Raw genomic sequence first — 12,608 nt, 5'->3', positions numbered from 1 at the left:
GTCATGTCTGCCGCTGTCTGGGCTCGACGGTCATCAGCAGCCGTCGCGGCTGGTGGGTGCCGAGGTACTTGCCGGGCCTCGGTGCGGCGCCACCGGTCGCCCTCAGATCCCACGAGGAGCAGATCACCGCGCAGGCGACCGCCGTCTCGGTCCACGCGAAGTTCTCACCGATGCACTTGTGCACCCCCGCCCCGAACGGTGTGAAGGCGCCCCGGGGCGGTGCGGTCCCGCGCGTCCAGCGGCCGGGGTCGAAGACCCGCGGTCGCGGGTACCACCGTGGGTCCGTGTGCATGGCCAGCGGGCTGAAGAGGATTTCCGCACCGGTGGGGATCCGCGCGTCGCCGCAGCGGAAGGGACGCGTCGTGCGGCGGGTGAGCACCCAGGTCGGCGTGTGCAGGCGGAGGTTCTCGCGGAGCACTTCGTGCAGGTACGGCGCCGACTCCCGCGTACCGGCCACCTCGCCCCCGCACGCGTCGGTCTCCCCTCGCACCCGCGCGAGGATCGCCGGGTCCCGGTGGAGTTCGTGCAGGAGCCACGCCAGGGAGGCGCCGGTGGTCTCGACTCCCGCCAAGAGCATGGTGACCGCCTCGTCCCTCACCTGACGTGCCGTCATGTCATCGTGTTCGCCGCCCGATCCGCACAGCAGCGCCAGAAGGCCACCGCGTCCTGCCGTGTTCGCGGTGCCGCAGCCGTCGTGGGCGGGTGTCGTGGGCGAGTGCGCGCGGTAGGAGCGGATGATGTCGTCGATCGCGGCGCGCAGGCCTCGTGCCGCCCGGTCGAAACGCACGCTGCCGGGGGTCGGTACCCGGCCGACCGGACCGCCGGGCCGCAGCAGCCGGGGGACGAATCCGCGCAGCAGCACCGGCAGGGCACGGTCCACCCGCGCGACGATCCGCTCGTCCGGCTCGGAGGTGAACAGGGCGCGCAGCACGACCCGGGTGGCCAGGGTGCGGGTCCAGGCCACCAGGTCGACCGTGTCACCGGGGCGCCAGGCGGCGCACATCGCGCGGGTCTCCGCCTGGGTCACCCGTGCCCAGGAAGGGACGCACCGCCGGTGGAAGGCGGGCTGCAGGAGTCGCCGCTGGCGCCGGTGGAGTTCCCCGCCGGACGCGAGCAGCCCGTCGCCCAGGACGGGCCGCGCCCGTTCGAAGAGCCTGCCCTTGTCGAACCCGTCCGCCTGGGCGACCAGGACCTGGTACACCAGCTCCGGCGCGTTGAGCACGTGCACGGGCACGGTTCCGACGCGGATGACCACGAGGCCGCCGTACCCGCGCAGCCTCCGCAGGCAGCCGAGCGGGTCGGCGGCCAGAGCGGGCAGGTGCCCCAGCCCGGGCAGCCCGCCCGGCGCCGCGACGGCGGGGCCGGGGTCACGAGGTGAGGAGGTCATCGTCGTAGCCCGGCTCGGTGGCGGAGCGGGTGGCGTCGGCCGCGTAGCGTGGCGTCGTCGTCATCCAGTCGTTGTGTCCTCGCAGCCAGTCGGCGAGCCCCTCCCCGTAGGAGAGGGCCGCGTCGGTCTGGGGCCGGGGCAGCGCCAACTGCTCGCACACGGACGGCAGTTCGGCGTACAGGCGGAAGAAGCGGCGGACGCTCTCCCTGACCAGCGCCTCCACTTCCGCGGCGGCGTCCGGCAGCGGGCGGCCACCGGTGCGGTGCAGTACGGCGACGAGGTTGTAGGCGTCGCCGCGGGCGGCTTCCTTCGGGTAGGAGTAGACGTCGTTGGCCACGAACGGCACGCGTGCGGCCGTCTCGCGCATCAGCCGCAGGTGCGGGCCGTGCCACAGCAGACCGGGAGGTTCCGCGTGCACGAGACGCTCGACCATGTCGAGGACCGACTCCGTCGCCGCCGTCCCGCCACGGACCGCGTAGTACGACTCGAGCGTCGGCTCGGGATACGCGTCGTGCGTGAGCGCCTCGTACGCCTGGGCGCAGAAATAGCGTTCCCAGTCGTGGGCGGCGCGGGCCCGCCATGCCGGCGTCATCCCGTGCCGGGCCCGTCGCCACAGGTCCGCGAAGGCCGCGATCAGCGTGGTCTCGACGCCCGTCCCGGTCCGCCCGTGAGCGATGGCGCACAACGTGTCGCACACCGCGCGGACCCGCCCGCTCGCCTCCGAGATCCCCGGCCGGTCGAACTGGTCGTCGAAAAGGAAGTAGAACGACTTGAGTTCGGCGGCCAGGGTCAGGTCGGCGAGCCCGGCCGACGGCCAGCACCGGGCGGCCAGGTCCGCCAGCCGCCATGACCGGTAACGCTCCACGGCTGCCCGGGACTTGAGCAGGCCGTAGTCCCGCAGCCACGCCAGCGCGGCCTGTTCGGCCTCGTCCCGGTGGGCGTTGACCCCCGTGCCTGTCGGAATCTCGAAGCGCGGACGCACGACGGCCTCCTCGTCGCCCCATCTCCCCGGGCCGCGGTCGGCCCAACGGATGGCTGATGGAAGCCTTACCCGCCCTTCCGGTCGCGCACCACCGGCCTTGGGGCGCGCGCGTACCACCGGCGTACGGACACCACGAACGGCGATCAGCGGCCCGGCCGGGCCGGAGCCCGGGGGCGGGCCGGGTAACGGGCCCGGGACGGGCTGGGGAACGGGCCCGGGAGCGGCGGCTACCGGGGCGCGTCGGGGTACGCGGCGGTCGCGCGGATCTCGACGAGGAGCCCCGGGCTGGCGAGGCCGCTGACCCCGATGATCGTCCAGGTCGGGTAGGGCGCCTTGACGAGGCGCTGCTTGGCCGCGACGAAGCCGGGCAGGTGCTGGCGGATGTCGACGTGGTAGCTGGTGACGTCGACGAGGGCGGACATGTCGAGGTCCTCCAGTCGCAGGATCTCCTCGATCTTGCGGAGGGCGATCTCGGTCTGCTCCTCGATGGTGTCCGGAATGGTGCCGTCGGCACGGCGACCGATCGTTCCGGCGATGAACAGCAGGCCGTGTGCGCGGACCGCGGCGGAATAGCCGAAGTTGGCGAAGGCGCTGGTGGTCTGCCCGAAGACCGCGTTGTCCTCGGGGATCTCGACGGTGCGGATGGTCATTGCGGCACTTCCTCTTCTGTGATGACGGGTACTTGGTGACGGATGTGATGACGGGTACTCGGTGACGGAGTCGTGGGATCAGTCGGGCCAGCGGGACGAACGGCAGGCGTGTTCCAGCCGGGTCCGGCCGAAAGCCTCGCGTTCCCGCAGGAGTTCGCCGGGGGTCGAGTACCGGGGCGCGTTCCTCGGCTCCTTCGCGGCCTGCGCGACGATCGCGTCGGTGAGCGAACGGACCATGTCCAGCCGCGGGTAGGCGGCGTGCACGGCGTCGGCCTGCTCGTCGGTGACCGCGTCGACCTGGTCCGGGCCCAGCGGCCCGCCGAAGTCGAGGGCGACGCCTTCTCGTACGAGCAGGCACAACGTGCCGCGGCGTTCCGCGATGCCCGGGGAGGTGTGCAGGGCGATGGCCTGCCAGACCTCGTCGGCGTCGGGGGCGGGCACCCCGTGATGGACGAGCAACTCGGCCGCGCGGTCGGCGCCTTCGACCTCGAAGCGCTGGCGGTGCGGGCCGTCCGACGCCACGCCGAGGTCGTGCATCGCGCACGCGGCGAACAACAGGTCGTCGTCGTAGTCGTGGCCGGCGGCCAGGCCACGGCAGTCGGCGATCAGCCGGGCGAACAGGTAGCTGCGGATGCTGTGGTTGAGGACGGACGGCGTCTCCACCGGCCGGATGAGGTTCATGACGGCCTCGGCAAGCGGTGTGCCGGGCAACGTGATCGGGTCGGTGGTCGTCTCCTGGGCGGGTCCGGTCATGCCTTCAGCCTGGCCGCGTAGGCCCTGACCTGGCGAGAGGCAAAACTCCCCTAGTTCGCTAGGATCTTGCCATGACAGTGCATCGAGTCGCGGTCCTGGCGCTGGACGGGGTCACCCCGCTCGACCTGGCGATCCCGGCGCAGATCTTCACCGCCCGGCCGGAGACCCGCTACGAGATGACCCTGTGCGCGCTGGACGCGAAGGTGGCCACCACCGCGGGGTTCGCCCTGGTCGCCGACGGGGGCCTGGAGCAGGTGCGCACCGCCGACACCGTGGTCGTGCCGGGATTCGAGCCGCTGCTCCCGTTGCCGGACGCCGTGCTGGGTGCCCTGGCCGAGGCCCGTGACCGGGGCAGGCGCGTCGTGTCGATCTGCACGGGCGCGTTCGCGCTGGCCGCGGCGGGCGTACTGAACGGACTGCACGCCACGACCCACTGGAGGCACGTCGACGAGCTGGAGCGGGGCTTCCCGGCCGTAACGGTCGACCGCGACGTGCTGTACGTCGACGAGGGCGACGTGCTGACCTCGGCGGGGGTGTGCTGTGGGATCGACCTGTGCCTGCACATCGTGCGCCGCGATCTGGGCGCGGAGGTGGCCAACGAGATCGCCCGCGGTCTGGTCGCGGCCCCGCACCGGGACGGCGGGCAGGCCCAGTTCGTGCCGGCTCCCGTCGCGGTGGCCGGTGAGGCGTCGCTCTCCGCCACCCGGGAATGGGCTCTGCACCGGCTCGACGAGGCGCTCACCCTGCGCGTGCTCGCCCGGCACGCGGGCCTCTCGCAGCGCACCTTCATGCGCCGGTTCGGCGAGGAGACGGGCACCACCCCACTGCGGTGGTTGCTGGGCGCCCGCCTCGGCAGGGCACGGGAACTGCTGGAGTCCACGGACCGCTCGGTGGATCAGGTGGCGCGGGACTGCGGGCTGGGTACGGCGGCCAACCTGCGGCTGCACTTCCGGCGCGCACTCGACACCACGCCCACCGCCTACCGCCGCGCCTTCACCCGCTCGGCGTCGCGCGGCCCGGCGCGTCCACCGGCCGACCCGCGCTCCGACCGGGAACGGCCACCACGCCGCTGAAGGGCTTCGCAGGCGGGGAGTCGCCCGGTACGACGCGGGCGTACGACTCCGCACATCGCACGCGCCGTCACCCCCCCAACTGGGCGGCGGCGCGGTTGAGTCGCTTCTCGATGTCGCCCAACGCCCGCAGGACGGCGGCCTGTTCGTCGTCGCCGGTGTCACCGACCGTGATGTCCTCAAGCTGACGCCACAACTGCTCGACCTCCTTGCGCAGTGCGTGGCTGGCGGTGGTGGCCTCGATGAGGGAGGCACGCCTGTCGTCGGCGCACGGGGAACGGCGGACGAATCCGGCGTGTTCGAGGCGGCGGATGGTGCGGGTCATGGTGGCGGCGTCGGAGTCGAGCAGACGGACGAGGTCGGCCTGCCGCTGCGGTCCGAGTTCCCACAGCTGCATCATCACCAGTTCCTGCCCCGGATGCAGGCCCACCCGCCGCAGAAGCTGCCCGGCGATCAGGCGGTGGGTGCGGGCGACCCGGAAGATCGCGTGACTGATCGGTCCCCCTCGGGCGGCCGCGGGCAGGGGGATGGCCCCGCCCGCCGGAGCCGGACAGCGCCCCTCACCGTGAGCACCGCCGACACTTTCGGCGCTGCCGACACTCTCGACACCGTCGCCACTGCCGGTCGTCGGCTCCGCCATGGTCCGCATCCTCCCGCCTGTTTTACTGTCACTGCTCGGACAGGATACCTGATTTTCCGGCGGCGCATCGCTGACTGCCCGCCCACTGCTCGGCCTCTTGACGGCCGCACTTCCGCGCCTCCTACGACTTCGCGAAGGCCGCAGGAGGCTGTTTGCGAAATAGTCCGGGCCGTTTTACTGTTCGAACAGGTAATCCGAAGAAGGGGCCACACCGAGGGCCCCGTCACCACCGCCTCTGGAGGGCTGAAGAGATGACTACTGCGTTCGACCCGATCGACCTGGGCGGCAAGCGCCTGGCCAACCGCATCGCGATGGCGCCGATGACCCGCAGCCGCGCCTACGGGGCCGGGGCGAGCCCGACGGAGCTGATGGCGGCCTACTACGGCCAGCGCGCCGGTGCCGGGCTGATCATCACCGAGGGCGTCCAGCCGTCACCGGTCGGCCAGGGCTACCCCGACACCCCCGGGCTGCACTCGCCGGAGCAGATCGCGGCGTGGCGGCAGGTGACCGGCGCCGTGCACCGCGAAGGCGGCGTGATCTTCGCGCAGCTGATGCACACCGGCCGGATCGGGCACCCCAGCCTGCTGCCCGACGGGCTGGTCCCGGTCGCGCCTTCGGCGGTGCGGGCCAAGGGGCAGGTGTTCACCCACGAGGGGCCGAAGGAGTTCGTGACGCCGAAGGAACTGGACGAGGCGGAGATCCGGCGGACGATCGCCGACTTCGCCGCCGCGGCGCGCGGCGCGATCGAGGCGGGCTTCGACGGCGTCGAGATCCACGGTGCCAACGGCTACCTCGTCCACCAGTTCCTCGCGCCGAACACCAACCTCCGTACCGACGCCTGGGGCGGCGACGTCGAAGGCCGGATCCGTTTCGCCGTCGAGGTCGTCACGGCCGTGGCCGACGCGATCGGCGGCGACCGGGTGGGGCTGCGGATCTCGCCCGGCAACCCGTACAACGACATCGCCGAGGACGACCCCGCCGAGGTCTACGAAGCGCTGCTGGCGCGGCTCGCCGGTGCGGACCTGGCCTACCTCCACCTGATGGAGGGACCGGACCGCGGACTGACCGCCCGGCTGCGCAAGGCGTGGTCCGGCACGTTCGTCCTCAACCCCTTCACCTACCCCGACACCACCGGCCCCGAGGCGCTGCGGCTGGTCGAGGAGGGGGCCGCCGACATGGTCGCCTACGGTGCGCTGTTCCTCGCCAACCCCGACCTGCCGGTCCGTCTCGCCGCGGGCGGCCCGTTCAACGTCCCGGACGCGTCCACGTTCTACGGCGGCGACCACCGCGGCTACACCGACTATCCCGCCCTCACCGCCTGACCACCGCCAGACCGCCGCCCGGGCCGGTCCCACGACCTGCCATCGGGCACCACCCGTGACGTCACCCCATGCTGGTGACGTGGGTCACTTCCCATCCGTACCACCTCCCCTTTGGAGTTTCCGATGCCCAACGCGATCACCTATGCGAACTACGGCGGGCCCGACGTACTCGTCCTGACCGAGGTCGACGCCCCGCGGCCGGGTCCCGGCCAGGTCCGCATCCGGGTCTCGGCCGCCTCCGTCAACCCCCTCGACCTGAAGATCCGCACCGGGGCGATGGACGCCGTGCGGCCGGTGGAGTTCCCGGTGCGGCCCGGCCTGGATGTCGCCGGTGTCGTCGACGAGGCGGGCGAGGGCGCCGCCGCCGCGGTCGGCGACGAGGTCTTCGGCGGCGCCCTGGACGGCGGCTACAGCGAGTACGCGCTGCTGGAGCAGCCCGTCGCCAAGCCCGAGGGCGTCTCCTTCGCCACCGCCGCGGCTCTGGTGACCGTCGGCGAGACCGCCTACCGCGTCCTGCACCAGCTGGGCGCGGCGGAGGGCGAGACCCTGTTGATCCACGGTGCGGGTGGCAGCGTCGGCACCATCGCGGTCCAGCTCGCCGTCGCCCGTGGGATCACGGTCGTCGCCACCGCAGGCGAGTACGACCTCCAGCGGCTGACCGCTCTCGGCGCCACCGCCGTCCGTTACGGCGAGGGCTGGCCGGAGCGGGTGAAGGCAGCCGCCCCGCAGGGCGTGGACCGGGTCTTCGACACCTCGGGCGCGGGCGTGCTGGCGGAGTCCGTCGACCTGACCGGGGACGCGGACCGGGTGATCACCATCGCCGACATGGCCGCCGCCCAGCACGGCGTGCGGTTCAGCGCCGGTGGCCCGGGCGGCCGCATGCCGCAGGCCCTGCCGGAACTGGCCGCGCTGGCGGCCGCCGGAAAGCTGGACCTGCCGATCGGTGCCACGTACCCGCTGGCCGAGGCCGCCCGCGCCCACGCGGACATCGAAGCCGGCCGCACCCGGGGCAAGGTCGTCCTCCTGCCCTGAGGGGTCCCGACGGCTCCGTCCGCCCATGGCGGCGGACGTGAGCCCGGCCCCCGCTCCTTGACCCACACCCTCCGGAAGGAATGATCACTCATGCCCGCGCGCACTCTCCCCGAGGCGGCCTTCGCCCGCACGGTGCTCGGCTCCGGCCCCGGCCTGGCTCTGGCCCACGGCGCCGGCAGCAGCGTCGACGGCACCTACGGCCCGATCCTGGAAGGGCTCGCCGCCCACCACACCGTCGTCGGCGTCGACTACCCGGGCAGCGGCGACACCCCGCGCTCCACGACCGCGCTGTCGCTGGACGGCCTGGCCGACCAGCTCGTCGCCGCGGCCGTCGCCGAGGGCCTGGAGACCTTCGCCCTGTCCGGCTACTCCCTCGGCGGTCCTGTGGCGATCCGCGCCGCCGCCCGCCACCCCGAGCGGGTCACCGCTCTGGTGCTGACCGCCACCTTCCCCTACCGCGACAACCGCCTCGCCCTGGCCACCTCGATCTGGGCCCGGCTGGCCGAGACCGACCGCGATCTGCTGGCCGAGTACCTGACGATGATGGCCATGGGCGCCGACGCGCTGGAGTCCATGCCGGACGAGCAGGTGCGGCAGGCCATCGGCTTCACCGCCGCCGGCATCGTCGAGGGCACCCCCGAGCACGCCGAACTCGCGCCCCGCGCCGACGTCCGCGACGACCTCGCCCACGTCAAGGCACCCACCCTGGTCATCTCCACCACCCAGGACTGGTTCACCTCCACCCGCCTGCACCACCAGCTCGCCGACGGCATACCCGGCGCCGAACTCGTGGAGATCCGCACCGGCCACCTGCCGATGGTGGAGCGGCCCGAGGAGTGGCAGCGGCTCATCACCGATTTCCTTGCCGAGCACGGCTCCTGACGCCTACTCACCAATCGGGTCGGACCGCGGACCCCCTCCGCGGTCCGACCCGGTGCTTCCGGCCCGACAGTTCCGGTTTTCGGGGTGTCCGCCTTCGGAATGCCGGCCGTGTGGATCGCGACCGTGTGGAACGCGGCCTTGGAGCGGCCCAGCCGCATCGCGCGCCCCAAGTGCGTTTCATCGGAGCACGGCCGCATGGCACTCGTCGTGGACGACCCGTTGGCGTTCACCACGCCTACCTGGGTGGGCCGCGCTGTCGCGCACCGCGGTGGAGGTCCTGGCGACCGACCACGCACGGCGGCCCGGTGCGGATGGCCGTCACGACCGCCGATCAGCGCCAGGGCCAGTCCGTGCCCCGCACCCCCGTGGGCAACGCCACCGTGACCACGGTCACCGTCGACGTGCGGTCGGACGACCCACGCCGACGACCCGGTCCCGGACCGGCGCTCGCCCAGTGGCCGAGGATCTGGCCCGGTACCTGGCGGAGCGGCACCCCCTGCCCTCTCGACTGACGACCCCTCAGATGAGGCCGTTACGTATCGCGTACGAGACGGCGTGCGCCCGGTTGCGGAGTCCCGCGCGTTTCATGACCTTGTGGAGGACGTACTTGATGGTGCGTTCCGAGTAGCACAGCTCCGCCGCGATCTCGGCGAGCTCGCGGCCCTCGGCGAGCAGGCGCAGGACGTCCTTCTCCCGGTCGGTGGCCCCGGGGGCGGGCAGGTCCGTCGGGGCACCGGCCTCGCGGTCGTGCCGCCCGATCTGGCTTGTCAGGTGGCTCTCGGGCGCGTGGGGGCAGTCGCCACCGCGCGCGGCGGACAGGATCCTCGCGGTGAACTCCGCGGGCGAGAAGTCCGAGTGCCACAGCATCGCCCGCACTCCGTGGTCGAGCGCGTCCGAGACCTCGATCGTCCACTCCCCTTTGACGACGAGGAGGACGTGGCAGTCGGAGGCCGCACGCAGCTCCCGCAGCATCCGCAGGGCGGCACCGTCCGCGGCCTCCACGGCGACCACCGCGACGTCCGCCTCCTCGACGCTGGTCGCGGTGTCGATTCCCGTCAGTCGCCGATGCCGCCGCAGAAAGCTGAGCAGTCCGACGCGTACGACCGTGTCCCCGGCGTACACGGCCGCACGGACGACCGGTGCCGACACCACCCGGGGCTCGATCCCTTGGCCGCCGCGCCCGGAGCGTTCCCGTTCGTGTTCACCGGTGCATTCGGACACGGGCACGTCCCTCTCCCAGCTCCACGTGCGGTCCCCCGCGGGCGGTGGCATTCCGTGTGTCGTCGGCCCGGACGCGAGAAGGAACCTTTTGCGCACCGGATTACTCTTTCTCCAGAGCACACCGCCGACCGCAGCACGGACAGGACCACCCCCACACCCCGGAAGGTCGTCCCTCCGGACTCGCAGGAGATCCTCATCCGAGTCCACCACCACCGGCCTGTCAGCCGCCAGGAAGTCTTACCGGCAGAACTGGCCTGAGGGCATACTTCCGCCAGGCAGCACGCGCCCCGACCCGGCGCTGTGGACACGAGGACCGCACTATGAGCACCACAACGCCTTCCGCCGGCGAGTTCGGGCGGTTCTTGCGCGATCTGCGAACCCGCGCCCGGCTCAGCCAGGAGCAGCTCGCGCAGACGGCGGGGGTGAGTGTCCGCGCGCTGACCGACATGGAACGAGGCCGTACCCGCGGTCCGCAGCGCCGCACGGTCCAAGCCCTGGCTCAGGCGCTGGAGTTGAACAGCGCCGACAGCGAGTACCTGGAGCGGGTCGCCGACACCGGCAGGCCCCGCCCGCGCCCCGCCGTCGACCCGGCATCGCCGAGCATCCTGCCGCTGCCGCGCGACATCAGCGACTTCACCGCGCGGGGCCCGGCCCTCGCCCGCACCCTCGCCCTGGCCCGGAGCGTGGACGCCGCCCATCCACCGGTGGTCGTCGTCTCGGGTCAGCCGGGCCTGGGAAAGACCTCGTTCGCCGTCCACGCCGCTCACGCCCTGGCACCGCACTTCACCGACGGGCAGTTCGCCGTCGACCTGCGCGGCATGGACACCCAGCCGGCCGATCCGCAGGACACGCTGGCCCGTCTGCTGCGCGCCGTGGGCGTGGCCGACAGCGCCATCCCGCGTGACCTCCAGGACCGCTCGGGCTTGTTCCGCTCGATCGCCGCCACCCGTCGGCTCCTCCTGCTGCTGGACAACGCGGTGGACGAGGACCAGGTCCGCCCGCTGTTGCCCAGCAGCGGCACCTCACTGACGATCGTGACCAGCCGGCATGCCCTCGCCGGTCTGGAAGCCGTGCACCGGATCGAACTCGACCTTCTGCGGCGCGAGGAATCGGTCGAGCTCATGACCCGGATCATCGGCGCCGAGCGCGTCGCCGAGGAGGCTCAGGCCGTCCGCGACCTCACGGACCTGTGCGGACACCTGCCTCTCGCCGTGCGGATCGCCGGACAGCGCCTCGCCGTTCGCCCGCAGGAGCGCGTCGGGAAACTCGTCACCGAACTCGCCCGGGAGGAACGGCGGCTGGACACCCTTCAGGCCGGCAGCCTGCAGGTGCGTGCCGCCTTCGCCCTGTCCTACCGGCAGCTGACCCCGATCTCCCGAACCGTGCTCCGACGTGCCGCTCTCGCCGCCGGCCCCGACTTCAGCCCCGAGACCGCGGCCCTGCTGGCCGGCACGACGCTCCGGGAGGCCGAGCTGTGCACACGGGAACTGGCTGACCGGGGGCTCATCCAGCCCGACCCGTCATCCGAGCGCTACCGGTTCCACGACCTCCTGAAGCTCTACGCCACCGAGCAGCTCTCCTACGACGACACCACGGCCCGGGACGCCGCCCAGGACCGCACCGCCCGGTGGATGCTGGCCCGGGCCCGCGCCGCCGCGCTGCACTTCGACGCGGAACACCACGGGGCCCCTGGCGGCGACCCCGACCCGGCCACCGCCCCCGTCGGACTTCAGCGGGCCCGCGCGTGGCTGGAAACCGAACGGGTCCAGTGGCTCTGGGCCCTGCGCCACTACCTGGTCCGGGGGCACCATCAGCAGGTCATCGACACAGCCGAGGCGATGCACTGGTACTCCGACCACACGCAGCACTGGGCGGAGCACTGGGTCGAGGCGTTCCAGTGCGCTGTCGACGCCTCCCGTGCTCTGGGCAGCCGGCGGCACGAGGCCGTCCACCTCAACTACCTCTCCTGGGCCTACGACGTATGCGTCTACGATCACCAGACCGCTCTCGACGTCGCGGGCGCGGCTCTCGACGCGGCCCGCGAGTGCGACGACTCTCTCCAGATGGGCTGGGCACTGAACTACGGAGCCTGCGCCCTGCAAAACCTCGGCGACGTCGATCAGGCCATCACCTGGCTGGAGGGCTCCGCCGCGTGCCTCCGTGGGGATCGCTCCCCGCAGAGCCGCCTCGGCGAACTGTCGACCCTGAACACACTCGGCTGCATGCTGCGGGATGTCGGCCGCGCCGACGAGGCCCTGTCCATCCACCACCGCAGCGAGGCCATCTGCCACGAGGGAATCCCGGGCCAGTCGCCCGGCCTGATGACCTCTTACCGCGCCACCGTCCTGCGGCACCTCGGCAACGACCTCGCGGCACTCGACCGGTGGACCGAGGCGGAGCCCCGGCTCCGGCAGGCCCTCACCGTCTTCGAGTCGGCCAACGTGCCGGCCTGGAGCGAACCGGTCCGCCTCGAACTCGGCATCGCCCTGCGCCGGCTCGGCCGTCTCGACGAAGCCCGCGCGGCCCTGCGTGCCGCCCGGCGGACACTCACCGAACTCAACAACCCCCGGCGAGAAGAGGCGGAGGCCGAACTGCGCGCGATCGACGGAGCGTTTGTCGCGGATCAGGCGAGTCCGTGAGGTGACAGACCGACCGGGGCCCGGCATCGG

11 protein-coding genes are annotated in these 12,608 nt (G+C 72.5%); 5 read left to right on the top strand and 6 right to left on the bottom strand.

Annotated elements, in window-relative coordinates; translation table 11 throughout:
- Position 1: 1 nt before the first annotated feature.
- From K7472_RS14575 to K7472_RS14560, 4 genes are all read right to left on the bottom strand, one after another.
- Entirely contained in the window at positions 2 to 1,387 is a 1,386-nt protein-coding gene (locus tag K7472_RS14575) for a cytochrome P450 (protein WP_222977933.1), read from the bottom strand.
- Positions 1,368 to 2,369 carry a terpene synthase family protein gene (locus K7472_RS14570; protein ID WP_222977932.1) on the bottom strand — a complete coding sequence of 334 codons (1,002 nt, stop codon included), beginning with the start codon at positions 2,367 to 2,369 and terminating at the stop codon, positions 1,368 to 1,370. Before K7472_RS14570 ends, K7472_RS14575 begins: the two co-directional genes overlap by 20 nt.
- 227 nt (positions 2,370 to 2,596) lie before the next feature.
- Positions 2,597 to 3,019: a RidA family protein gene (locus K7472_RS14565; RefSeq protein ID WP_222977930.1), complete on the bottom strand. Its 423-nt coding sequence runs from the start codon at positions 3,017 to 3,019 to the stop codon at positions 2,597 to 2,599.
- A 78-nt stretch (positions 3,020 to 3,097) separates the two neighbouring features.
- A complete protein-coding gene (locus K7472_RS14560; protein ID WP_222977928.1) occupies positions 3,098 to 3,772 on the bottom strand; it encodes an HD domain-containing protein in 675 nt (224 codons plus the stop codon).
- Between the two features lie 71 nt (positions 3,773 to 3,843).
- Between K7472_RS14560 and K7472_RS14555 the strand changes: the two genes are divergently transcribed.
- On the top strand, positions 3,844 to 4,845 hold the full coding sequence (locus K7472_RS14555; protein ID WP_222977927.1) for a GlxA family transcriptional regulator: 1,002 nt from the start codon (positions 3,844 to 3,846) through the stop codon (positions 4,843 to 4,845).
- 67 nt (positions 4,846 to 4,912) lie between these two features.
- On the opposite strand, the gene K7472_RS14550 is transcribed toward K7472_RS14555, so the two are convergent.
- Positions 4,913 to 5,482 carry a MarR family winged helix-turn-helix transcriptional regulator gene (locus K7472_RS14550; protein ID WP_222977926.1) on the bottom strand — a complete coding sequence of 190 codons (570 nt, stop codon included), beginning with the start codon at positions 5,480 to 5,482 and terminating at the stop codon, positions 4,913 to 4,915.
- 251 nt (positions 5,483 to 5,733) lie between these two features.
- On the opposite strand from K7472_RS14550, the gene K7472_RS14545 reads away from it, so the two are divergent.
- The 3 genes from K7472_RS14545 (at position 5,734) to K7472_RS14535 (ending at position 8,718) form a co-directional block, all read left to right on the top strand.
- The gene (locus tag K7472_RS14545; RefSeq protein WP_222977924.1) at positions 5,734 to 6,804 is read left to right on the top strand and encodes an alkene reductase; all 1,071 of its coding nucleotides are present in this window, start codon (positions 5,734 to 5,736) and stop codon (positions 6,802 to 6,804) included.
- A 123-nt stretch (positions 6,805 to 6,927) separates the two neighbouring features.
- Positions 6,928 to 7,836 (top strand): NADP-dependent oxidoreductase, encoded by a 909-nt coding sequence (locus K7472_RS14540; protein ID WP_222977922.1) that lies wholly within the window; start codon positions 6,928 to 6,930, stop codon positions 7,834 to 7,836.
- A gap of 90 nt (positions 7,837 to 7,926) precedes the next feature.
- Positions 7,927 to 8,718, top strand: coding sequence for an alpha/beta fold hydrolase (locus K7472_RS14535; protein WP_222977920.1), 792 nt, complete (start codon positions 7,927 to 7,929; stop codon positions 8,716 to 8,718).
- Positions 8,719 to 9,237: 519 nt separating this feature from the next.
- Here K7472_RS14535 and K7472_RS33445 read toward each other — a convergent pair.
- Positions 9,238 to 9,945 carry a helix-turn-helix transcriptional regulator gene (locus K7472_RS33445; protein ID WP_308013916.1) on the bottom strand — a complete coding sequence of 236 codons (708 nt, stop codon included), beginning with the start codon at positions 9,943 to 9,945 and terminating at the stop codon, positions 9,238 to 9,240.
- A 314-nt stretch (positions 9,946 to 10,259) separates the two neighbouring features.
- Between K7472_RS33445 and K7472_RS14525 the strand changes: the two genes are divergently transcribed.
- Positions 10,260 to 12,578 carry a tetratricopeptide repeat protein gene (locus tag K7472_RS14525; protein ID WP_222977918.1) on the top strand — a complete coding sequence of 773 codons (2,319 nt, stop codon included), beginning with the start codon at positions 10,260 to 10,262 and terminating at the stop codon, positions 12,576 to 12,578.
- Positions 12,579 to 12,608 lie beyond the last annotated feature (30 nt).

The sequence above is a fragment of the Streptantibioticus parmotrematis genome, from assembly GCF_019890615.1.
GTDB classification, from domain to species: domain Bacteria; phylum Actinomycetota; class Actinomycetes; order Streptomycetales; family Streptomycetaceae; genus Streptantibioticus_D; species Streptantibioticus_D parmotrematis.
Note: the sequence above shows the minus strand (reverse complement) of the source record. Positions and strands in the feature narration are given on the sequence as shown.